Genomic DNA, 23,698 nt, shown 5'->3' with positions numbered 1-23,698 from the left:
AATATCACATTAAACTGGTTAAATAATAATACTCAAATTAAATATATAAAAAAATTTTATCCTAAATAATATTTTATTTGCAAATTTAAATTATATTCTTGAAATTGTTAATTTAAAAAAATTTCTTATAAAATATTCTTATCTTAAACAAGAATAAGTATTATTTATTAAGCCAGGATGCAGCATAAAATATCTTGAACCAGGATGGTCTGAAATTTAAGTCCTTCACTGAAATGTCCAGATCCCAGCTCGAAAGATAAAGCAAAGGATAAAGGGGCGTATCCTCATTTTTTTCTCTTAAATCCAAAACCTTTAAATACATCCCACAAGCCTCGCAAACCTCTACTCTCCACCCAGGAAGCTCATCTACGCTAAAATATCTCATTGACTTTTGTTCTTCATCAGCACATACAGGGCAAGCTGTCCTCCTGTGTCCCCACCTGGTATAACAAGTAGAGCATACCAGGCTCTTCTTTCCATCCCCCTCTATAAATCCCATGCCAGCTCTTGAACCGCAAACAGGGCAAATAGGCTCATACCACTTTGCAAGACTAAAGTTTTTCATTATTATCTCGCCAATATATGAATAAATTGAAGAATAAACGATTAGCTTTACAAAGCCTATTTCATCCTCAGATAAAATTAATTTGTCAAATATCGGTAAATCCTTTTCATCAAACTTTACCTTTTCTTTTATGCCAAAATCATCTTTTACAACTTTTGCCAAAAAATTTAGATCCTTCTTATATATCTTTAGCTTAAATAAATCTAAATACGGTCTGCCTTCATCAAAGGCTTTTTTAAATTCTTCAACTTTAATGCTATCTAATGAAATAAAATCAGGTAGTTTAGATAACAACTTATCTCTACAAGAAAAATAGTTTTCCCAAAACCCAGCAACAGATTCTAATATTGGGTACTTTTCTACATATTTTGTTAAATTCATATATACCTCCAATAAAGATTTACAATTTTTGAGTGCAAAGCCAATTAAGACCTTGCACTCAAATTAAAACAATTATTAAATATACTTTATAAATCTATTTTATCATAATCAAATATAGCTTAAAATTTATTTAAATTAATTACAGAAATAATTTAAATAAATCAATTTAATATCTCTAAATCAATTTTTCTAGTTCTTCTTTGCTTATACCTGACTGTTTTAATATCTCAAGAAGCGTCCCATTTAGCAGGTCTTTTTTATGAAACGGCACAACTACCATTCTTTTAGTTTCTAAATTTATATAGATATGATGACTCCCCTTTGTTCTCTCAAGTATAAATCCTTTTTTTTGAAGAATATATATCACCTTCTGAGAAGTTAATGAAGGCAGTTTAGGCATTAGATTCTACAGCGACTGTAGTCTCAAATATGTTATCTTCCAACGGTATATCTTCGCCATGAGAATCAAGGGTTTCTATATAAAGCTCAATTGCCTCCTTTGCCATCAACACCGCATTGTCTAATGTATCACCATAAGTTACACAGCCTGGCAACGACGGAACTGTTACCGTGTAACCACCTTCAGGCTCCCTTCTCAGAAATATACGATAATTTAAAACCCTCATAATTCTCCTCCTTTATCATATATACAAAAACCCGTCGATTTAAAATTATCAATATATTCATATCAAATTCTCTTTAATAAAGATTTACAATTTTTGAGTGCAAAGCCAAATAAGACCTTGCACTCAAATTAAAACAATATTAAATATACTTTATAAATCTATTGTATCATTAGAAACTGTCTACTTTTTTAGATCTTCATACCATAGCGCATTGTGATGTTTTACATAATCTTCCTCTATCATACCACTGCCAAGCATAGTCCCCAACTCTTTGTTTGATGTAGGATTAACCGCAGCAAGGTAAAAGTGCACAATCACAGCAGCCCCTAAAAATGTGCCACAAAATACGTGAACTATTATAGCCGTTCGAACCAATAAACCAGGGAATAGCGCATAATAAAACATAACCAACCCTGTAATGCCCAGTAAAATTGAAAAAACAATTATTATCCAACCCAAGAGTTTTTGCCCCGCATTGTATTTGCCTTGTGGAGGAACTTCATCAGTCTTTATTATGGGATGCAAATAACCACCCAGTACAGATAACCATTTCTTGTCTTCGGGCGTAAATGTGCTAATAGTTTTGAAAAAGTTTGAAAATAGCTTGAAGTTCCAGGAAACATAAATTATCGGAAGAACCACATAAAACCACCCAAGATATTTGTGAATAAATGCTGCATTTCTAAGACTGCCAAAAGTCATACCTAGTACATTGGTCCAAGGATAAAACAAAGAAATTCCAGTCCAGAGCATTACTATAAATGTTATTAAGTGCAACCAGTGAAATATCCTCGTATTTTTCTTATGTTTTTCAATCTTTTCTACAGCCATTATTGATCACCTCCCTTTTTCCCCAGGTTAAGCGCTCTATGAAGCACGACAAAACCAGCTGCGCCTCCTAACATTATTACTCCTAAAGGATGTAATATGCCTTTCCACAAACCAATATCATTAGGAAATGTAGGTTCCTTTGGAAGACCATATTTTTCAGGAGAATACTTTAGTATAGCCAGAACTCCTAATCCCCCAAGAATATTTTCTCCATAAAGATTTGCTTCTGTGTAGCCTTTATTTTTCAAAATTTCAACCTTTTTCTTGCCTTGCTCAACCAAATCATTTCTTTTCCCAAAAGTAAGTGCGCCCGCAGGGCAGCTCTTTACACAGGCAGGTGTAGAAGTTTTATCAGATTCAGAACCCTCCATAACCCTTGAATAACACATATCGCATTTGTTTATCACTTTTCCAATTTGCGGAATCCCAAATGGACAGGCACTATGACAGTATCCACATGCTATACACTTGTTTTCATCAAATGCTACTATGCCGTTTTCTGCCTGAAAAAGAGCTCCGCTTGGACATGCCTTTACACATGCAGGATCTCCGCAATGGAAACACTGATATTTTAAAAAGTTAAAATTTGGATCAGGAGTAAATGTGTCATAAAATTTTATAATCATCCTGGTATCAGGATTTAGACTGGGAGGATTGGTATATACCCCATTAAAAGTTGTAGGATCGGTTTTTTGATCGTTCCATTCCTTACAAATACTCTGGCACCCCCTACAACCCATACACTTAGAAGAATCGTACATATAGGCCACTCTTTCCATTTTAGGCCCTCCTCAAGTTAATCATCAAAGCTTTGGATTCTGGAATAAGGCTTGTAGGATCCCCTACATTCTCTGTTACAAGATTTGCAGCAAATGATTCGTCTTTACCGCTATCAGGATCTATACCGACAAAACCCCAGTTCCATGGAATACCAACTACATGATATTTCTTGCCATTGATTGTCATCGGCTGGACCCTGGTAGTGACACATGCCTTAGCTTTAACCTTGCCCCTTATGGATTCCAATTCGACATTGTCACCATCTTTTATGTTAAGCTCTTTTGCAAGTTCAGGATCGATCTCAGCGAAAACTTGTGGCATAGCTTCTACGGTTATAGGTATTTTTCTTGTGATTGCACCCGATTGATAATGTTCTGCAACCCTATATGTAGTACAAATATATGGGAATTTTGGATCGTTGAGTGGGGCATACTTGTCTATGTTTGACTTAAATATCACAGCAATTGGATTGTTCTGTACAGGATTTACTTTATTTGCAACTGGCGACTCAATTGGCTCATAGTGTTCAGGGACAGGGCCATCTTTCACTATACCGCCAGGAACAAATATTCTTCCCTGTCCGCCAGTAAGCATGATAAATGGCAGCGTTCCTCCGGCGTCTGACGGAGCTTTTGTAGGTAAGAAGTCAGGAACATCTCGCCCCAGCCACTTCTTCTGCCCAGCATCCCACTTTATAACATATTTTTCAGGATTCCAAGGATTGCCTTCCAGGTCACATCCAGCTCTATTGTAAAGAATTCTTCTATTTACAGGCCATGCCCAACCCCATTCAGGATTGAGTCCCAGTCCAGTTTTTTCTGGTTTCCTCCTCTTAGCAAGATTTCCTGCAGGAGGAAACATCCCAGAATATATCCAGCAACCGCTTGTAGTAGAACCATCATCTTTTAGCGCAGCAAAACCTGGAACTTGTTTTTTCGTTGCCACCTCAAAGCCATTAATTTCTTTAAATACCTCATCCGCACTATGGTTGTGTCCACCGTAATCCCATGTTAAGTTCAGTATTGATTCTGGACTTGGCGTAGACGGATCAGCCTTTACCAGATCTTTTATTTTATGAATTAAGTCGTGCATTATTACAGAATCTTCTCTGCATTCATAAAGTGGCTCTACTGACTTATATCTCATCTGAAGCCACCTGGAAGTATTGGTAGCTGAGCCGTCTTTCTCTACCATTGATGCCACAGGCAGCAAAAATACTTCTGTCTTAATATTTTTCGTATCGGCATGAGGCCTTCTCCAGAAATTAGCTGTTTCAGTCTCAAATAAATCTGCTTGCATCAGCCATTCAAGGTTTTCGAGCGCCTTACCGGTTTTATCAGCAAATGGACTCGATACCAGGGGGTTTTGTCCCCAGATCATCATGCCCTTAATTCCTTCATTTTTATATAGGTTGTCCCATATGTGCATCCAGGAAGCTGGCCTTGACCACTTTGGCACCCAGTCATATCCGAAATTGTTTTCCTTTGTGGCTGCATCTCCATACCATGCCTTTAGCATGCTTACAATAAACTTCGGAGCGTTAACCCAGTAACTATCAGGTGCGATAGATTTTTTAATAAATTCCTGAAGATTAGGATGCAATTTGTCGTTTGGTGCTGGCAGATAACCTGGCAAAGTATGGAACAAAAGACCCATATCAGTAGACCCCTGAACGTTTGCCTCGCCTCTCATAGCGTTTACTCCGCCACCAGCCATACCCATATTTCCAAGCAAGAGCTGAATCATACAAAAAGCCCTAATATTTTGTGTGCCGATAGTATGTTGAGTTAGACCCATAGCATATATCAAACAACCTGATTTTTCTGGTGCTCCAGTAGAAGCATAAACCTCAGCAATTTTCAAGAAGTTTTCCTTCTTCATTCCAGCTACATTTTCTACAACTTCAGGCGTATATCGAGAATAATGCTCTGCAAGCCTTTGAAACACACAATTTGGGTCCTGAAGGGTCATATCTTTCAAAACCTTTTTATCTGGCCCCGTTTGGAATCCCCAGCTTGCATAATTGTACATTCTCTTTGCTTCATCCCATCCAGAAAAATGTCCGTCCTTAAATTCATATTCAGGCTTTAATAACCAAGAAGCATTTGTGTAGTTTTTCATATAAACTTCTTGATACTTTTTGTTTTGGATAATGTAATTAATTAAACCGCCAAAAAACACTATGTCAGTGCCTGGCCTTATCGGCGAATATATGTCAGATAGCGAAGAAGTTCTCGTAAACCTTGGATCTACAGAGATTACAGTCCCGCCAGAATCTTTACACATATTTATATATCTTGCAATAGCAGGGTGATTCTCGGCAGGATTCCCACCACAAATCATAATAACATCTGAATTTCTTACATCGGTTAGTGGATTTGTCATTGCACCTCTTCCAAAACTAGGGCCTAAACTGGCCACTGTGGAAGAGTGTCATATACGAGCCTGGTGTTCGAGATAGACTATCCCAAGAGACCTTGCAAACTTAGACAGCAGATAGCATTCATCAGTATCGTGAGATGCCCCGCCCAGCTGAACAAGTCCATCAGTTCTATTTACAGGAACACCACCAACTTCTTTTACAAAGGTTTCATTTCTTGTTTTCAGAATCCTCTTTGCAACTTCGTTGATAGTCCAATCCCAACTTTTTTCTTCCCATTTGTCAGAACCTGGCGCCCTATACATAGGCTTTTTCAATCTCAGAGGATTGACATAAACGTTGTATGAGGTAGCACCCTTTGCGCAAAGTCCGCCTTCGTTGTTAGGATTATCAGGATCTCCCTCGATGTTTACTACCTTGCCGTCTTTCGCATAAACCAATAGTCCGCAGCCAACACCGCAATAAATACATACTGAAGGACTTACTTTAGTATCTTTTAACTTAAAGGGCTTTACAGAAGCCCTTGCAGGCACAGCAATATTGCCGTCCATAACCATTGCCGCAGCACCTGCAAATGTAAGTTTTAAGAAGTCCCTCCTTTTAATGTTCCCCATTCAATTCACTCCCTTTTTTGAGGCATATATAATAATAAAATAAAGAAAACAAGAATAGATAGCATTTCTATGTTAAATTAGTTAAAAAATATATATTTATTTTACACCTTAAAGAATAAATAAAACATATAGAATAGATAAAACATACTTATAGCAAACTAAATATTATTTATAAATTTAAAAATCTCCCCCCCCCACGGGTAAGAAATTTCTACCAAAAATAAATTTACTGAAAATATTTACAAAACTGCGTTAAAGATTATCTCAGAAAGAGTAGGATGACCATATATTATGTCATTAAGCTCAGCAATGCTTATGCTGCTTTTCATCGCAACTGCGACAATATGAATTAACTCATAGGCCATAGGACCAATGAACATAGCACCCAGTATCGCTCCATCTTCAGAAGTAAGGGCTTTAAAAAACCCTGAATTTTGACCCATAATAAGGGCCTTTCCATTGCCCTTGAAAAATGCCTTGTAAGTCTTGTAAGAAATGCCCTTTGACTTTAGATCCTCTTCGGTAAACCCAATGCACCCTACACCAGGATCGGTAAATACAACCCTTGGCAAAAGATCATAGTTTAAATTTCTTGGTTCTCCAGTTATCCCCCTTGCTACAAATATGCCCTCTCTTGTAGCCACATTAGCAAGCATAGGAGTTTTTATTATATCTCCCACGGCATATACGCAGCTGTTGTTTATGCTAAAGTCTTTCTCTACAACTATGAAATCTCTTTCAGTTTTTGCGCTAACTACTTCCAAATTCAGATCCTTTGTGTTAGCTCCCCTTCCAACTGAGACCAGGATCAGATCTACTGAAACGTCTTTAACAGAATCATTTTGTCTGTTTTTAAAACTAACCGAAATCTTTTCATCTTTATTTTGGACATCCACAATCTCTGAATTGGTATTCACAGAAATATTTCTCTTTTTAAATTCTCTAAGAAGGGTGCGCGAAACCTCTTCGTCTTCAAAACCCATTATTTTTGGCAAAAACTCGACAATTGTTACGTTTGATCCCAAATAATTTAGTAAGGATGCAAATTCACAGCCCACATAACCCCCGCCTACGATAAGGATATCCTTTGGCAGGCATTTCAGCCTTAAGAGACCGCTGCTTGAAATAATCTTCTTCTCATCAATCACCAGACCTGGAAGGCTCTTTGGATATGAGCCAGTTGATAAGACTATATTATCAGCAAAATAATCAGCATCTCCTACTCTTACGGCATTTTTGCCAATCAATGTCCCTTTACCAAAAACCATATCAATCTTTGACTTTTTCAGCCTTGAGATTACTCCCTGTCTTAACTGAGACTTTTGTTCATCTAAGAGTTTTACTGCATTAGCATATTCGACATTAAAATTTATATCGAAAACGCCCTTGTATTCTTTCATTCTCTGAATTAAATGGGCACTTTCAACCAATGACTTTACTGGAATACATCCTTCATTCAGACACGTCCCGCCAATATGTTCCTCGGATTTATCTACAAGACATACTCTTTTGCCTCTTTCGCCCAGATAGAGCGCGCACTCATACCCAGCTGGACCTGCGCCAAGTACAATAACATCAAATTTATTTTCCACCATCATACTCCTCATAAGATAAATATTTTTGCGCGTTGTAAGAGCTTCTCACATAAGGGGCACTTTCAACATGTTTAAACCCAAATTCTTTTGCAATATCTTTTATTTCTTGAAATTTGTCGGGATGAACGTATTCAGAGACCTCTATATTGTTCAGCCCTGGTTGAAGATATTGTCCCATACTAAGAAAGTCGCATTTGATTTTAATAAGTTTATCAAAAACTTCTTTCAATTCATCAAATGTTTCTCCCAGGCCAAGCATTATTCCGGTTTTTGTATACATATTTGGCGACATCTTTTTTGCAATTTCTAAAACGCTTAAGGACCTCTCGAACGATGCGCCCTTCCTTATAGAATAAAGCCTTGGAACTGTTTCTACGTTGTGACCAAAGATCTCAGGTTCTGAATCCAATACTGTTTTTATAGAATCTATATCAGCCTTAAAGTCGGGCACCAATACTTCAATTGTAGTATCTGGCATAGAATTTCTAATCTCTTTTATAGTGTTTGCAAAGTGCAACGCCCCACCGTCAAAGACATCGTCTCTCGTGGGTGAAGTGATAACCACATGAGAGAGATTCATTCTCTGAACTGCCTGAGATATCCTTTCAGGCTCACCAGGATCCAAAGGATTTAGCAAATTTCCAGACTTAGCCTTTTTAACATTACAAAATTCGCACGCTCTTGTGCACACATCGCCCATAATTAAGAAGGTCGCATGCCCCTTTCCAAAACACTCAGAAATATTTGGGCACCTTGCCTCTTCGCACACCGTGTGCAAATCTAAATCTTTTAGCAAAGATCTTGTATAGTTTTCTGTTTTTTGACAAACCTTATTATGAAGCCAAATAGGTTTCTTTTTCAATACCATCACAATTCCAGCTTTCAGATAAATATTTTTTCTCCCTTAGGAGGGAGGAGAGTTTAATCTCGTTTTTTGTTGGTTCACAAAAATTTAGCTCTGCCTTCATCTCTTTGCTAAACGAAGACGCAAGCCCTTTAACAGTGTTCTCATAAGAGATGTCACCGATCCAATCCTGAAGTGACTTACCGCTTTCGTACAATTTAGAAAGGTTTTTTCTACTTTTTATAGGAATAGATCCGTGTTGAAATATCACGTCATGAGAGCGCTTCTGAGCATTGCCGCCAACTTTTTGTCCATCTATTACAATATCGTATTTTTCTTTTCCCTGATAACACAATATTGGGTTTTCGCTTGACCTTTTATCCTCACACTCGCAAGCCCATTTTGCATTTAAATTTAAAGAATTATAAAAGTCTAAAACGAAAGAAGTCAACTTTTTATAAGAATCAATTACAGATAGGTTGCCTAAATGCTCCTGGGAACAAACTATAGAATATGAAATTTCCTCATGATGATATAGAGCATTCCCCCCGGTTAGTCTTCTAACGAAAGATCCTTCTTCTTTAGATAAGAAGACCTTGTTAATATCAGATATTTTCTGAAATCTACCCACAGAAAGCACTGAGGGACTCCAAAAATAAAATCTTATTACAGGTTCTCTTTTCTTTAGAAAGGTTAGATACAAAGCCTCGTCAATAGCCATATTGTAATCACCGCTTAATGGCGACGAAACTATAAACCTAAAGCTCTTATTAGACAACCCAAGCCCCTTCTTTCTTAATAATAATATTTTTTAAAACACCCACGACATTATGTCTCACAAAATTTATTAACCAACTACTTTTTCATATTTAACTACTAAATCTCTGGCAGCCTTCGTCTCATCAGGCCTTGAAATGATAGTTGTTTTGGGGAATTCTTTAAAAACCTCAGCATTTTGTTCGGTTAATTTTACTGCGTCAATAATAGTATCGACAAATTTATCCAGAGTTTCTTTTGATTCTGTTTCGGTTGGCTCTATCATAAAGGCCTCTTTTACTATCAATGGAAAATATATCGTAGGCGGATGAAAGTCCATATCTATAAGATATTTTGCGAAATCCAATGCGCTTGCTCCAACTTTTGCCATTTCAGAAAGAGAGAATACGCACTCATGCATACAAGATCTATCATAGGGAAGCTTTAGATATTTTTTAAGCTTATTCATTACATAATTTGCGTTCAGTACTGCCATTTCAGCAGAATATTTTATTCCATCATGACCAAGGAGCTTAATATACAGATATGCCCTCAGCACCACAGCAAAATTTCCGAAAAATGACGAAACGTGACCAATAGACTTGTCTGAGCTAGATATTACTACCAAAGAGCCATTATCTCTTTTTACCCTTGGTATAGGGAGAAAGTCTTCAAGAAACTTCTTTACTCCCACAGGGCCAGCCCCAGGACCTCCGCCGCCATGAGGGGTACCAAAAGTTTTATGAACGTTCACGTGTATTACGTCAAACCCAAGGTCGCCAGGTCTTACCTTACCCATAATTGCATTAAGATTTGCACCGTCATAGTACATTAAAGCGCCTACCGAATGCGCCATGTCGGAAATCTGCTTTATATTTTTCTCAAATAGGCCCAGCGTATTCGGACACGTCATCATTACAGCTGCCACATCGGTATCAAGATGCTTTTTTAGCTCGTTTACGTCCATCTCGCCTTCGCTATTTGATGGTATGGTAACCACCTCATAGCCCACCATAGATGCGCTCGCAGGGTTCGTCCCATGTGAAGAATCAGGGACAATAACCTTGGTTCTCTTAGAATTTTTTGACTTATGATAGCTGGAAATAATCATAATGCCAGTTAATTCGCCATGAGCACCAGCCATTGGGTTTACAGTAGCGCAATCCATTCCAGTTATCTCGCACAGCATATCTTGAAAATCAGAAATTATCTCAAGGGCACCATTACACCTATCAATGCACTCTGGCAAAATAGACAAATAAGGATGCAGATTTGAAAATTCAGGCGTGCTTGAAGCCTTTTCCAATATTTTTGGATTGTATTTCATTGTGCAAGATCCCAATGGATAGAACTGCGTATCTACAGAAAAGTTTAATCTGGATAAATTAACAAAATGTCTTACCAAATCAAGTTCTGAAATCTCTGGCAGATCCACATCTGAGCGCGACAATTCAACTGGGAAATTTTTTAAGCTTACGTCTGATTCGGGCAGATTAAATGACTTTCTACCGCATTTCGATTCCTCAAATATTAATTTCATAGTATGGCCTCCAAAATAGAACATACATTATCTATCTTTTCCTTTGACATCTTTTCAGTTACGTTGATTAAAATATCATTTTCAGAGCCTCCGAAAATATAAAGAGGTATCCCAAAAGCAATATTCTTTGATAAAAGATCTGAAAAAATATCTTTTGCAGGCTTCTTAAATTCAACTACAAATTCGTTAAAAGTAGTGCCATTGTTTTTTATCTTCAAGCCAAGCTTAGACAGCTTTTCTTTCATATATTCACTCTTGCTGAAGTTTAGCAAAGACAATTCCTTAAGACCGCTTTTCCCAAGAGAGCACAGATAAACCAAAGCCCTCAAAGCACAAAGTCCTTCATTTGAGCATATGTTTGAAGTTGCACGATGTCTTTTTATGTGCTGCTCTCTTGCTTGTAATGTAAGGACGAAAGCCCTCTTATTGTTCCTATCTACTGTTTCGCCCACAATCCTACCAGGCATATTTCTAATATATGCCTTTTTCGTAACCAGAAAGCCAAAATATGGTCCGCCAAAGGAAAGTGGATTACCCAATGACTGCCCATCACCAGTAGCTATGTCTACCCCCATCTGACCAGGAGTTTTTACAATTCCTAAAGAAATTGGGTAAACAGAAGCTATCGCCAATACTCCCTTTTCGTGTGCAACGCTTATCAAATCAGTCCAGTCGTGCACACTACCATAAAAAGTTGGATTTTGAAAGACAAAACATGCTGCATCTGAATCAAGCAAAGACTTTATCTTTTCAAAATCAGGCTCAATCCCATTGGTCTCAACCTCGATTAGCTCGTAAGGCAAGAACTTTAAATATGTCTTAACTATATTTCTATATATAGGATTAACGCTTTTGTCCATAACTATTTTTTCTCTCTTGGTAATCCTAAGAGACATCAAAACAGCCTCGGCAAGAGCGCTACCGCCATCGTAAAGCGAAGCATTTGTTACATCTAGATCGGTCAGATTGCATATAGCAGTCTGATATTCAAACAATGCTTGCAAGGTTCCTTGAGAACACTCTGGCTGGTAGGGAGTATATGCGGTATAAAATTCAGATCTCGATGTGGTAAAATCAACTACGCTTGGAATTATGTGATCGTAGAGACCTCCCCCTATAAAATGATATGACAATAAATTATTTTTCTTGGCCAGATCTAAAATATTGTTATATCCCTCAAATTCAGAGATGCCCTTATTCAATTTCTTAAAATCTATATCTTCTACAGGCAGACCTTTAAATAGATCATCTGGATCGCTTATATTACAAGCAGAGCACATTTCCTTTATATCCTCTGGCGTATGCGGACAAAAATTCATTTTTAGTCCAACCCCTTAACGTAAGATTCGTAAGAGCTCTTGTCCATCAGGTTATCAAACTCGCTCACATTTGAAACTTCAACCTTTACTATCCAGCCTTCGCCTTCAGGACTCTTATTTATAATTTCTGGCGTGTTTTCCAAGGCTTCATTAATCTCTTTTATCTTGCCGCTCACTGGGGCATAAACATCGCTTGCAGCCTTTACAGATTCAATAGTACAAAATATGCTAAATTGCTTAATCTCAGAACCAACTTCAGGCATTTCTATATACGTTATATCTCCCAATTGATGCTGCGCATAATCTGTAATTCCAATTGTTCCCACATTTCCCTCGATCTCTAACCACTCATGATCCTTTGAATAATATCTTGACATAAATAATCCTCCTCAAATATTTTTTAGTTTTTTTATTTTCTAAGAGATCCATCTTTGTAAAAAGGTATCTTTTCCACTACAGCATTGATTTTTACCTTGTCTTGCGATAGCTCTAATGTAGAATTCTCACTGCTATATTTGGTCTTTACATAACCCATACCGATTCCTTTGCCCAATGACGGAGAAAAGCCACCGCTCGTAACGTATCCAATATCTACCCCGTCCGCAAAAATTCTATAACCGTGTCTGGGAGCCCTTCTTCCATCGCAAACAAAACCAACTCTAATTTTCTCTAATCCGTTTTCCACCTGTTTCATAAGCACATCCTTGCCAACAAAATCTTTGTCAAGGTGCACAAAATATGACAGATCAGCTTCCAAAGGCGTAGTTTCTTCATCAAGATCGCTGCCGTACAAAGGATAGCCCATTTCAAGCCTTAGCAAATCCCTTGCTCCAAGACCAGCAGGTTTTATCCTTTCATCTTTAAGCAATTCATTCCAAACCTCTACACAAATCTTTGATGGCATGTATATCTCAAAACCCAGCTCCCCCGTATAACCAGTTCTTGAAAGCATTACATCCTGACCCATGAGATTAGCATTGACGAAAGAGAAATATTTTAACTCGTCCACTGCGCTGCCAAAATATTTTCTTAATAGATCTCTCGAAAGAGGCCCCTGAACATCTATCTTTGAGGTAACTTCAGACTTGTCTTCGAATACAAAATCACCCTTTAAGACACTTTTTATAACGTTAAAATCGTTATCCTTCGTACCTGCATTCACTACCATCATAAGCTCATTTTCGCCCAATCTGTAGATAATGCAATCGTCTACCATTCCACCTTTTTCGTTCAATATGAGACCATATCTGCACTTTCCAACTTTTATAGTTCCGACTTTAAATGAAAAAGCTCTCTCAATGTTTGTCTTTTCCAGATCGCCAGTAAAGAAGAACTCTCCCATATGACAGGTGTCAAAAAGCGCTATACTTTTTCTGCACTGCATATGCTCTTCAATTATACTTTCATACTGAATAGGCATGTTCCAACCGCCAAATGGCGCCATTTTCGCCTTTAGCCTTATGTGTTCGGCCTCAAGCGGAGTTGATTTAAGATTTTCCATTACTTCACCTTCCTATTTGTTAAATTTTTTTATGTTATTACTGAAAATTCTTAATGCATTGCCCCTGTGGCTTATCTTTTCTTTTTCATCAAGTGATAGCTCGGCCATACTTTTTTTAAAGTCTAATGGAATAAATATTGGATCGTAACCAAACCCATTTTCGCCCTTAGGCTCAAAAGCAATGCGTCCCTCACAAACACCTTCTGCCTGATTCAAAATCTTGCCGTTATACAAAACAAAACAAGCCTTAAACCTTGCAGTCCTTTTTTCGAATGGCAAATCACCAAGAAGTTTCAAAATACCCATACATTTTTCTGCGTCTGTTACCTCGCCAAAGAACCTTGATGACAAAACCCCTGGCTTTTTGTCCAACGCGTCAACTTCAAGGCCAGAGTCATCTGCCAAAGCAGCGATACCTGTAGCTTCATAGAATGCCCTGGCTTTTATTAAAGCGTTTTCACAAAAAGTAGAGCCTGTTTCTTCAGGATCGATAAAGCAACCTACTTCCCCTGGCAGCACAAATTCAAAATAATATTTAGATAAAATGTTTACAATTTCTTTTATTTTGTTTTTATTGTTAGTAGCAAGCAATAACTTCATAGACTCATCCTGGTATCAAAAATAACCGTTACAGGCCCATCGTTTATAAGAGATACCTGCATGTGTTCCCCGAAAAATCCCTTTTTTACAACAACCTTTTCTTTTAAAACGCTAAACATATAATCAAATAGTTCATTAGCCCTATCTGGCTTTTCAGATCTCTCAAAGCTCGGTCTCAAGCCCTTTGATGTGTTAGCAAGCAATGTGAATTGAGGTATGATCAATACTTCGCCATTTATATCGACAAGAGATATGTCCATCGGCATCTTTTCAGATTGAAAAAGCCTTAATTTACATATTTTTTCACAAAATGAAGATATCTCTTCCTTGGAGTCATCCTTCTCGACGTTTACAAGTAAAACTAAGCCTCTATCTATGGATGAATATAAATTTTTCTCACTTACGCTGACGCTTGCGCTTTGTACCCTTTGGACAACAACCCTCAAAACTTATCACTTCCCCCTTATTATTTGAAAATATTTTAAAGGATTCCTTCTGCTAAGCATCCTTGTGAGCCAGAGAGGCAAGCTCCTCTATACCCTTCAGATCGTTTTCTATCAAGAACTTCTTAACGCCGCCGATAACCTCGTCCAATAAATCTGGATTGTTATAATAAGCAGAGCCAATCCCTACATAATTAGCTCCAGCCATAAACATCTCTATAGCAGATTCCGCAGAATACACTCCGCCTACTCCAATGATCGGCAACTTTGTAACCTTGCGCAAATCCCAAACGCATTTCAGAGATACTGGCAATAGCGCAGGACCTGAAAGCCCACCGTGAGAATTTCCAAGTGATGGCTTCCTCTTGTATATATCGAATCTCATTCCAGGCAATGTATTTATTGCACAAAAAATATTTACACCCTCAGCTTCCAGAGATATTCCCATTTCTTTGAAATCAGAAAGAGGGGACAACTTTGCTATTAGGCTTTTCCCCCAGGCCTTCCTAACCTTTTTGCAAACATCAATAGAATCTCTAACGCTTGAAGAGAAGGTTACCCCTCCACTTCGTAGATTTGGACAGGAAAGGTTTAATTCAAGTGCTATAAGATCGCTTTCAATCTCTGCAACTCTATTAGCTAAATATTCAAAATCGTCAACTGTTTCACCAGATATGCTAAATATTAGCGGACATTTTGAAAAAAATTTTTTTATTGCAGGGAAGAGTTTTAGATATTCGTCTATGCCCGGGTTCTGAAGCCCGATAGAATTTAGCATTCCAGCAGGCGTTTCTACTGTCCTTGGTGGGATATTCCCATCTCTTTTTTTTGTGGTAGCAGTTTTCATTGTAAAAGCGCCAAATTTTTTAATCTCATAATCAAAGCTCACATCATAGCCCAAACCAAATACGCCTGAGGGGGCTATAAAGGGATTTTCTAAAAATTTCTTGTCAAGCTTTATCCTTAAATTAGACATTGCGCACCATGTAAAAAGGCAAAAGAAATTCGCAATGACTATGAAACTTAATAATCCCATAAAAGTTACAAAATCTTTTAAGTATCAGCTCAATTATCTCCCTTGAAAAACCCTCAAATTATATTAAAAAAATAAATTTATACTTATGGTCGGGGCGAGAGGATTTGAACCTCCGACCTCCTACTCCCGAAGCAGGCGCGCTCCCACTGCGCTACGCCCCGAAAAAACTACTTCTTAGTTTTGTTTGACGCAGGACACTTTGCGCCTTCGATAGAAAGAGATCCCTTGTCGCCTGACGATACGGTGCCAGCGCTATTTTTAGAGTTTGTGGAGTCATTCACATAAAATCCAGATCCCTTGAAAACTATAGGCACAGGCACAAAAATCTTTTCGGAAGGACTGCCACACTCAGGGCACAAAACCTCCGATTCATCCTTAAAAGATCTTCGCAACTCAAATTTATTTCCACAGCTATTACATCTATAAACATAAGTTGGCATTTTCATCCCTCCTTAAATTAAAATATATACAATTTATTATAAACCAAAAATTATTATTTGTTAATACAAAAATTTATATTAATATATTATCAATCATTTTCGCATAAAATAGCTATAAATTTAATATAAGAACTATTTATTAAATACACAATTTTTTGTATTGGCAAATTATTTGCTATATAATGATAATAATTAACATTATATTTTATAAAGGAGGCAAAACATGAGATCAATAGTTAGCTCAGATACAAATAGACCTGACAGGCTGCCTCCAGGTCAGAGATGGGTTGAAAAACCGATTGTATATGACATAAAAAAGGTTCCAGAAGTAGATCTATCATCTTTTAGATTTAGGATATATGGTCTTGTAGAGAGCGAATTAATCATGAGCTTTAATGAGATAAAGAAGCTCGAACCTGTAGAGCTAACTGCCGATTTTCACTGCGTTACCACCTGGAGCGTAAAAAATATAGTATGGGAAGGAGTGCAGACAAAAGAGCTTATGAAGATGTGCAAGCCAAAAGAGAGCGCAAAATACGTTATAGTCCACTGCCGCGAAGGCTACACCACAAATCTTCCTTTAAGTTATCTTTTTGAAGAAGACTCTTTGCTTGCGTGGAAGATGAACTCTATGCCCATCCCAAAGTCAAATGGCTATCCATTGAGAATCGTAATTCCGAAGCTCTACGCCTGGAAAAGTGCTAAATACATAGAATCGATAGAATTAGTCGAACAAGATATGCCGGGATTTTGGGAAGATAGAGGGTATCATATGAGAGGCGATCCATGGCTCGAAGAAAGATACGAATAGTTATTTAAAAAGGCTCACAACCACCTGGACAATTCCCAATAGCGCTCCTATAGGCACTCCCAAGAGCTCTATTATCCTAAACTCCTTGTCCATTATGCCAAAAACAAGGTTTTCCATCTCTTCCACCGAAAAGTTTTCTATTTTCTCTTTTACTATCAATTTTACGTCCACATGACCTATCAAAAGAGATATCCAGTCTTTTATATATGCATACAATCCATCAACAATTTCACTTAAGATCAGGTCTATATCCAGGTTCATATTCTCAAAAAATTTGACGATATTTCCTATTTTCCTTGAAAGCAGGTACTCAACAATTACGCTAACTTTTCTTTTAACCTTGTCAGAACCCAGGAATGTATAAAGCCATGACTTAAAGCTCTCTCTCTTCAGAAGATATAACTCTTTAAAATATATTTTTTCTTTGTTCTCATCGATACAGCCGAACAGAGTAAGCAAAACTTTTTCAAATGCATCGTAACCAAAATAATCCAATATTTTCTTGTCATACACCCTGACCCTTGAATCATCAATATTTGGCTCAAAAAAAGTAAATACCTTATCATAAGAGTTAAAAAAACTCTCAGCGGTTACAATTTCACTTAATTTTTTGCTCATTAGTTCATTTATGCTATATTCTATGCTCTCAACAAACTTTTCGTTTGAAATTATCTCTTCTCTTAAACCCGTAATAAATTTTTTAATCTTTTCAGAAATATAATTTGGTGCAAAAATGTTTGTATAAAAAAGTAAAGCCTCCTCGACAATGCCCTTTTTAGAAGACTTAATCTCTTCCTCAATAAAAGAAGCTATTTTATCTACAAACTCATCATCGCTTAGCTTTGTAGCCAGCCAGTTAAGCACAAAATTTACTATTAGCTTCGAATTGGGCACTATCTGGTTAACGCTCTTATCTGATAGGTTTGAATACAGAACTTCCTTAAAATCATACTGCAGATATTTTTTAATTTTATCGAAAACTACGTCAAGATTGTCTTCCCCAAATACATCAACTATCGTCTTTTCAGCCAAGAAGTTATCAAACTTATCCTTTATAGTCTCTCGAGAATTTATTATTTCAACTCTTAATTTTTCCAAATCAATAAGTTTGCCCAGAGGATTGGATAGCACCTTTAAGAGAATAGAGTCTACAAGACGCACTATCAAATTCAAATTTTCCTCATACAATCTTACAAACATAGATCTGAACTCTGAAGATTTATCTTTAAAACAGTCCTTCGCAGATCCAAAATCATTGTTCAACAAAGAGTATAGAAAATCTACTAGCGATCTCTTTATCCTGTCAGACTTGCTTTCAAGCATAATTAATATAGAATCGTGATTAATAAGCTCTTTTTCTACAATATTCGACAGCCTTTCGCTTATTTCAAATTTCGACTTTGGGATTATACCCTGATAGCCAAATTTTTTCTTCTTTGGGTTAAATATCATCCACACAGCCACAACGTTCGTAACGTATCCCACAAGGGCGCCAAGAAAGATTGGCATAATCGATAAAAAAAATTCGATCTTAAAAAGATTCCCAAAAATAAACAAAAGAATATATGGTATTAATAAAGAATAAAATACTCTGTCAAATTTCAAATTATCACCCCAATAAAATTGATTTAAAGTAATTTTAAATATAACATATATGATATAAATATTTAAATTTTAAGGAGAATAAAGTGATAGCAAAACAATTTGAGAGAAATGTAATGTCTCTGGGAAAAGAAAACCAGATAAAGCTCTTTAACTCTACCGTGTCTATTGTAGGAATGGGTGGCCTTGGGGGCTTTGTACTTGAGCACCTTGTCAGATTAGGAGTAGGCCATATAAAAATTGTAGACAAGGACGTCTTTGATGAATCAAACCTAAATAGACAAATACTCTCAGATGTCAATTCTCTTGGCAAACCAAAGGTAGAGATAGCTAAAATCAGAGCAAAAAGCATCAACAAAGAAGTAATAATAGATTCATTTGAGGCTGGATTCAACGAAGAGAGCGCAGGTGAAATATTAAGAGGATCAAGTGTGGTAGTAGATGCACTCGATAACAACAATTCCAGGTCGCTGTTGTTCAGAATTGCCAAAAGCCTTGGCATACCCGTAGTCCATGCAGCAGTCTCAATGACTTCTGGAGAGATAAGGGTTTTCTTCCCAGAAGACGAAATAATTGATTTCAAAAAAAATAGAGGCACAGAAGAATATAGGGGCATAATTTCGCCTACTGTCGCAGTAGCTGCTTCAATTCAAGCTATGGAAGTGGTAAAAATATTGATAAACAAGGGCAACGTGCTAAAAGTTGGAATGTATTTTGATTTGATGGATAATTTTTATTCTGTAATTTAGTGAAAATATAAAATTTTATGTATAGCAAAATTCAATCAATTTAGCACGCCTTTAAACCCTAAAATTTAATCTTTTGTAATTGTGATATACTAAGTTAAAATAAATCAAAAGGGGTGGTATACTTTGAAGTTTTTGAGTTTTTTGTTAGCTTTTTTGTTTCTTGTGTCAGTTCAATCAAGCGCTTATGCTGTAGACGAGCTCTCTAGTCTTTCTGAAAACAACAACACCTTTGCTTTTAATATGTTTAGAGAATTAAATTCTGATAAAAATATAGTCTTCTCGCCTTTTAGCATATATACAGCTCTTTCTATAACATCTTTATGGGCAGGTGGCACCACAAAAGATGAGTTTGACAAAGTTCTAAATAACAATTTACCTCTTGAGCAGTTTCATCAGTCTTACAAAGATATAATAGATAGCGCCTCAATTGGCTCAAATAAGTTTAACATTGCAAATGCCCTATGGCTTGACAATGGTTTTCAACCAGAAGAAGATTTTTTGAACAATGCCACTAACTTATTTGACACCCACGTTGAAAACTTAGATTTTCAAAACAATCCAAAAGATAGCTCAGACACCATAAACTCATGGATAGAACAAAACACGAACAACCTTATAAAAAATTTGATAAGTCCGAGCAGTATAAGCATCAATACTCGTATTATTATAACCAACGCAATTTACTTTAAGGGCAATTGGGAAAGATCGTTTGATCCCAAAGAAGATTCAGACCTAAACTTTTATGTTACTCCAGATAAGCCAGTTAAGACGACTTTTATGCAGCAAGATGGAGCATTTTTTTATTACGAAAATCAATCAGAAAAGTTGTTGCAGTTAAACTATAAAGGAGATAGCCTTTCCTTAGTAATAATTTTGCCAGAAGGAAACATAGACAATTTCATAAAAAATTTAAGCGACGAAGAATTTAGGTCGATATTGAGGAATATGAAACCTGAGGAATTAAACATAAAGATTCCAAAATTTAAATTTAGTTACACATCAGACTTAGCCAAACAATTAAGCGATTTAGGAATGAGGTCAGCTTTTACTACAGATGCTGATTTCTCTGGCATAAGTAAATCTCAGAGTCTCTACATTTCCGACGTTATCCATCAAGCATATATAGATGTAAACGAAACTGGTACAGAGGCCGCTGCAGCTACATCCATAAGCTTTACTACGACAGCTTTCAACCCTGTTCCAGTAAAAAATTTCATAGTCGATCATCCTTTTATCTTCGCAATAATGGATAACAAAACAAAAACAGTTTTATTCTTAGGAAAAATTTTAAATCCACAATAAAGGAGGTTTTTTGATGAAGCTATTTAGGTTTTTTTCAATTTTTAGTATTATCTTATTTTTTACTTTTTTTACATCCTTTGAGAGTGTGTCTCATGCCAGCACTGCATGCCCGCAAAATGACGTCAATTGCGTACTAAGCTCTCTTGGCAGTTCAGATTACGTAAAGTTTACAAAATCTGAAACAGAATATGGCTTAACCATAGAAGAAAGCGAGTTAAACGTTGAAACCTACAACGAAAATGAAACCATTAAGCCATGGTTCTTAGATCACCAGATTCCCGAAAACGCAAAGTATTATGTAAAGGGCACGTTAACCCTATTTAGAGGCTTTAAAGAAAATCCTGAAAACTCCATTTTCAAAACGCTATTGGAGCAATATCCAGATCTAAGGAGCAAGGACCTTTCGTCACTAGTAGGCGACAGTTTCGAATGCATATTTAACACTAAGGACGAGCTAAAGGATTTTCTTACAAATGGTCTCAGCGACAAATACGTCAGCGATGGCAAGCTAATTACAGATCTTGAAAAGATAGAAAATATAAAATCTGATAGCTGGAGACCTATCGATCACACGGTTGTCAAAAAGCCTGCAATATATCTCTACCCTACTGCTGATAGCACGGTTACCGTGTCGATAGACCCAAACGGCAAGATTACAAAGACCATTCCCGACTACAATGGAAAATGGACTGTAAACGTTACAAAGAATGGCAAGATAGATAAACAATATGACTATCTTTTTTACGAAGCGGATTTAAACGAAAGCTTCACGCCAACTGAGGGTTGGATTGTAGGCTACAACGATCTTAGCTTGTTTTTCGACAAATTTCTGCCAGTCTTAGGTTTGAACAAGAAAGAGACTGCTCAATTTAAAGAATATTGGCTGAAGAACTTAAAAAGAGCTAACTATTATCTGATAAGTCCGTTGTCAAAAGAATTTATTGAGAACAATCTTAAATTAGAGGTCACTCCTACTCCAGATACTGTAATAAGAGTAATCTTATACTTCAGTCCTCTTGACAATCCCATCAAAATACCAACGCCTGTTTTAGTGAAGCCAACAAGGAATGGTTTTACAGTTGTAGAATGGGGAGGCATTCTGGGAGACAAAGTAAAATAAAAGTTTAAAATGTATTTATATGGGCGCAATTTCTTGCGCCCATATTTTTTTAGAAGCTTACATCCATCTGAATGTAATATCTTTGATCGGTATCGAGCTGCATTGGGTTAAAAGTATAATATACTTGGTTTGCTACATCTGTAGCATAAGGCTTCTTGCCCTTCCAATATTCATAGTTAAACTTCAAAGTAGTGTTCTTTGCTATAGGCAATATATACCATACCTGATAGAAATCCTTCCATGAGGTATCAGAGCTAGAGTAGAAAAATGCTACAGGGTTATACCATTTGTTGTTTCCGAAATAAAAATCTCCCCATAGATAACCTACAGGAAGCTTATATAGCGCTCCGATTCTCCAAGCACCGCCATTTACAGAATTCATTCCAGAATAAGTATAATTTTTTGAAGAGCCAGTAATTCCAGCAGGCATATCTACGCATGTGCCCTCATAACCAGCCCAGAAATTAACTCCATAAAAGTTGAAATCAGATTGAATTGTCCACCAGTTATACTTTCCATATTGAGGATTGGAAGCAGCTGTAGTAGGAGTTGAAATATTATAATTAGAAAAATAGGTAAAATTAGGCATTGTGCCATAATCAGCCTCTAAGCCAAAGGCATTAAAAATCTTTGACTTAAAGCTCGCAATATAAGCATCTCTGTCCTTTAAACCGTATGTTTCATTGCTTGCAGTAATCAAGCCATCATCAAAAAACTTCACCCAGGCAAGTGAAAGATTCGACTGTGGTAAGAAGTTATTTAGGTCAAACCTTACGATTGCCCCTTCAGTCTCTGAATCAAGAAAGAATTTATTGAAGTATTGGCCGTCAACCATAGTAGGCAGTCGTCCAAGCAAAAAGGTTACTGGATATGGATTTAGATTCCAGGTTATAAATGACCTTTCTACGAATAGCCTATTGTCATTATCATTGTATCCAGAAGTAATAGCTCCAGTATTTGGATTTCCAAAGGGGCTTGATAGATCACCTGTCCCGTTTTTGCCTGCGTTCTTTTCCATTGAAAGCCTGCCAGTATAAGATATGTTGTCTGCAACTGGCGCATTAACGTTTAATCTTATATAGTAGCGCATAAATGTATCTGTCTTATCTAAGGGCTTTGTAGTTTGTGCGCCACTTGGATATAGACCGTTTACAACAGGCATTACATAAGATCCGTTAATTGTAGTGCCAGGTAGATTTTGAGTCGTATACCCTAAAGAAGCAACCTTGTATGGCTCATCAAGTGCATAGAAAGTTTGCTTTCGATAGGCAAGCCTAAACCTTGCATCCCCCGTAAAGTTCACCGTGTCCAGAGCTGCTTTTTTCTCAAGTGCTGCAACTCTAACGTTAAGAGAAGCTAGTTCTGACTTAAATTCATCAGCTAACTTCATAAGTGTTGCGATGTCGTTAGCGTTTAACTGGATCTTTTGATCTTGAGCATTCTGGCCTTTTTCATACATATCGAGCATTCTTGCAACTACCATTGCCATCTCATAACGAGTGGCAAGTCTGTCACCTCTAAAAGTGCCATCTCCATAGCCTATAACCAGTCCTTTTGCCGCTAAGTCTTGCACTGCCTTGTATGCCCAAGAATTAGCCGGTACATCCGAGAATGGTCCTGCAAATGCAGATGAAGTTAACAAAAAAAAGAATAATAGAGCAAAAAACAATGAAAATTTTCTCAACTCATCTCCTCCTTACGTAAAAAATTAAAAAACTATCTTCCTAAAATAAAAACATCCCACCTCCTTTTGTAGATAAGGTACTTACAAAAAGAAAATCCCCCCACTGCCCCTTTTTATTTTTAAAATAAAAATTTGAATTACATTAAATTATAATTAAAATAAGATTAGTGTCAATATAC

General features: G+C 36.9%; 23 protein-coding genes and 1 tRNA gene. 4 read left to right on the top strand and 20 right to left on the bottom strand.

Annotated features, from left to right (window positions below; translation table 11 throughout):
- Positions 1 to 160 precede the first annotated feature (160 nt).
- The 18 genes from V4762_RS06435 to V4762_RS06350 form a co-directional block, all read right to left on the bottom strand.
- Positions 161 to 946, bottom strand: a complete 786-nt coding sequence (locus V4762_RS06435) for a formate dehydrogenase accessory protein FdhE (protein WP_347314962.1) — start codon at positions 944 to 946, stop codon at positions 161 to 163.
- 175 nt (positions 947 to 1,121) lie between these two features.
- Positions 1,122 to 1,346, bottom strand: coding sequence for a type II toxin-antitoxin system HicA family toxin (locus V4762_RS06430; protein ID WP_347314961.1), 225 nt, complete (start codon positions 1,344 to 1,346; stop codon positions 1,122 to 1,124).
- The gene (locus V4762_RS06425) at positions 1,339 to 1,572 is read right to left on the bottom strand and encodes a type II toxin-antitoxin system HicB family antitoxin (RefSeq protein ID WP_347314960.1); all 234 of its coding nucleotides are present in this window, start codon (positions 1,570 to 1,572) and stop codon (positions 1,339 to 1,341) included. Before V4762_RS06425 ends, V4762_RS06430 begins: the two co-directional genes overlap by 8 nt.
- Positions 1,573 to 1,752: 180 nt before the next feature.
- Positions 1,753 to 2,403, bottom strand: coding sequence for a formate dehydrogenase subunit gamma (locus tag V4762_RS06420; protein WP_347314959.1), 651 nt, complete (start codon positions 2,401 to 2,403; stop codon positions 1,753 to 1,755).
- Positions 2,403 to 3,182, bottom strand: coding sequence for a 4Fe-4S dicluster domain-containing protein (locus V4762_RS06415; protein ID WP_347314958.1), 780 nt, complete (start codon positions 3,180 to 3,182; stop codon positions 2,403 to 2,405). The genes V4762_RS06420 and V4762_RS06415 overlap by 1 nt, the downstream gene beginning before the upstream one ends.
- Before the next feature lies 1 nt (position 3,183).
- A complete protein-coding gene (gene fdnG, locus V4762_RS06410) occupies positions 3,184 to 6,177 on the bottom strand; it encodes a formate dehydrogenase-N subunit alpha (RefSeq protein ID WP_347314957.1) in 2,994 nt (997 codons plus the stop codon).
- A gap of 239 nt (positions 6,178 to 6,416) precedes the next feature.
- Complete coding sequence (gene lpdA, locus V4762_RS06405) at positions 6,417 to 7,775, bottom strand: dihydrolipoyl dehydrogenase (protein ID WP_347314956.1); 1,359 nt, start codon at positions 7,773 to 7,775, stop codon at positions 6,417 to 6,419.
- Positions 7,759 to 8,640: a lipoyl synthase gene (gene lipA / locus V4762_RS06400; protein ID WP_347314987.1), complete on the bottom strand. Its 882-nt coding sequence runs from the start codon at positions 8,638 to 8,640 to the stop codon at positions 7,759 to 7,761. The genes lpdA and lipA overlap by 17 nt, the downstream gene beginning before the upstream one ends.
- Positions 8,606 to 9,394 carry a lipoate--protein ligase family protein gene (locus V4762_RS06395; protein WP_347314955.1) on the bottom strand — a complete coding sequence of 263 codons (789 nt, stop codon included), beginning with the start codon at positions 9,392 to 9,394 and terminating at the stop codon, positions 8,606 to 8,608. Before V4762_RS06395 ends, lipA begins: the two co-directional genes overlap by 35 nt.
- A 69-nt stretch (positions 9,395 to 9,463) precedes the next feature.
- A complete protein-coding gene (gene gcvPB / locus V4762_RS06390; protein ID WP_347314954.1) occupies positions 9,464 to 10,912 on the bottom strand; it encodes an aminomethyl-transferring glycine dehydrogenase subunit GcvPB in 1,449 nt (482 codons plus the stop codon).
- Positions 10,909 to 12,231 carry an aminomethyl-transferring glycine dehydrogenase subunit GcvPA gene (gene gcvPA / locus V4762_RS06385; RefSeq protein WP_347314953.1) on the bottom strand — a complete coding sequence of 441 codons (1,323 nt, stop codon included), beginning with the start codon at positions 12,229 to 12,231 and terminating at the stop codon, positions 10,909 to 10,911. The genes gcvPB and gcvPA overlap by 4 nt, the downstream gene beginning before the upstream one ends.
- Positions 12,232 to 12,233: 2 nt before the next feature.
- Positions 12,234 to 12,608 carry a glycine cleavage system protein GcvH gene (gcvH, locus tag V4762_RS06380; RefSeq protein WP_347314952.1) on the bottom strand — a complete coding sequence of 125 codons (375 nt, stop codon included), beginning with the start codon at positions 12,606 to 12,608 and terminating at the stop codon, positions 12,234 to 12,236.
- A gap of 32 nt (positions 12,609 to 12,640) precedes the next feature.
- Positions 12,641 to 13,732, bottom strand: coding sequence for a glycine cleavage system aminomethyltransferase GcvT (gcvT, locus tag V4762_RS06375; protein ID WP_347314951.1), 1,092 nt, complete (start codon positions 13,730 to 13,732; stop codon positions 12,641 to 12,643).
- A 12-nt stretch (positions 13,733 to 13,744) separates the two neighbouring features.
- A complete protein-coding gene (gene rdgB / locus V4762_RS06370) occupies positions 13,745 to 14,332 on the bottom strand; it encodes an RdgB/HAM1 family non-canonical purine NTP pyrophosphatase (protein WP_347314950.1) in 588 nt (195 codons plus the stop codon).
- Positions 14,329 to 14,778 carry a D-aminoacyl-tRNA deacylase gene (gene dtd / locus V4762_RS06365; RefSeq protein WP_347314949.1) on the bottom strand — a complete coding sequence of 150 codons (450 nt, stop codon included), beginning with the start codon at positions 14,776 to 14,778 and terminating at the stop codon, positions 14,329 to 14,331. The genes rdgB and dtd overlap by 4 nt, the downstream gene beginning before the upstream one ends.
- 52 nt (positions 14,779 to 14,830) lie before the next feature.
- Positions 14,831 to 15,751, bottom strand: coding sequence for a dihydroorotate dehydrogenase (locus tag V4762_RS06360; protein ID WP_347314948.1), 921 nt, complete (start codon positions 15,749 to 15,751; stop codon positions 14,831 to 14,833).
- 146 nt (positions 15,752 to 15,897) lie between these two features.
- Positions 15,898 to 15,972, bottom strand: a tRNA-Pro gene (locus V4762_RS06355).
- Between the two features lie 6 nt (positions 15,973 to 15,978).
- Positions 15,979 to 16,251, bottom strand: a complete 273-nt coding sequence (locus V4762_RS06350) for an FmdB family zinc ribbon protein (protein ID WP_347314947.1) — start codon at positions 16,249 to 16,251, stop codon at positions 15,979 to 15,981.
- 223 nt (positions 16,252 to 16,474) lie between these two features.
- Here V4762_RS06350 and V4762_RS06345 point away from each other — a divergent pair, with 223 nt between their 5' ends.
- A complete protein-coding gene (locus V4762_RS06345) occupies positions 16,475 to 17,062 on the top strand; it encodes a sulfite oxidase-like oxidoreductase (protein WP_347314946.1) in 588 nt (195 codons plus the stop codon).
- On the opposite strand, the gene V4762_RS06340 is transcribed toward V4762_RS06345, so the two are convergent.
- Positions 17,063 to 18,667: a DUF445 family protein gene (locus V4762_RS06340; protein WP_347314945.1), complete on the bottom strand. Its 1,605-nt coding sequence runs from the start codon at positions 18,665 to 18,667 to the stop codon at positions 17,063 to 17,065.
- Positions 18,668 to 18,750: 83 nt separating this feature from the next.
- On the opposite strand from V4762_RS06340, the gene V4762_RS06335 reads away from it, so the two are divergent.
- The 3 genes from V4762_RS06335 (at position 18,751) to V4762_RS06325 (ending at position 21,835) form a co-directional block, all read left to right on the top strand.
- Positions 18,751 to 19,413 carry a HesA/MoeB/ThiF family protein gene (locus V4762_RS06335; protein WP_347314944.1) on the top strand — a complete coding sequence of 221 codons (663 nt, stop codon included), beginning with the start codon at positions 18,751 to 18,753 and terminating at the stop codon, positions 19,411 to 19,413.
- A 123-nt stretch (positions 19,414 to 19,536) separates the two neighbouring features.
- A complete protein-coding gene (locus V4762_RS06330; protein WP_347314943.1) occupies positions 19,537 to 20,715 on the top strand; it encodes a serpin family protein in 1,179 nt (392 codons plus the stop codon).
- 10 nt (positions 20,716 to 20,725) lie between these two features.
- Positions 20,726 to 21,835: a hypothetical protein gene (locus tag V4762_RS06325; RefSeq protein ID WP_347314942.1), complete on the top strand. Its 1,110-nt coding sequence runs from the start codon at positions 20,726 to 20,728 to the stop codon at positions 21,833 to 21,835.
- Between the two features lie 49 nt (positions 21,836 to 21,884).
- On the opposite strand, the gene V4762_RS06320 is transcribed toward V4762_RS06325, so the two are convergent.
- The gene (locus tag V4762_RS06320) at positions 21,885 to 23,519 is read right to left on the bottom strand and encodes a DUF3373 family protein (protein ID WP_347314941.1); all 1,635 of its coding nucleotides are present in this window, start codon (positions 23,517 to 23,519) and stop codon (positions 21,885 to 21,887) included.
- Positions 23,520 to 23,698 lie beyond the last annotated feature (179 nt).

The sequence above is a fragment of the Thermodesulfobium sp. 4217-1 genome, assembly GCF_039822205.1.
Lineage (GTDB): Bacteria > Thermodesulfobiota > Thermodesulfobiia > Thermodesulfobiales > Thermodesulfobiaceae > Thermodesulfobium.
The sequence above is the reverse complement of the archived record's forward strand: the minus strand, read 5'-3'. Positions and strand labels throughout refer to the sequence as shown.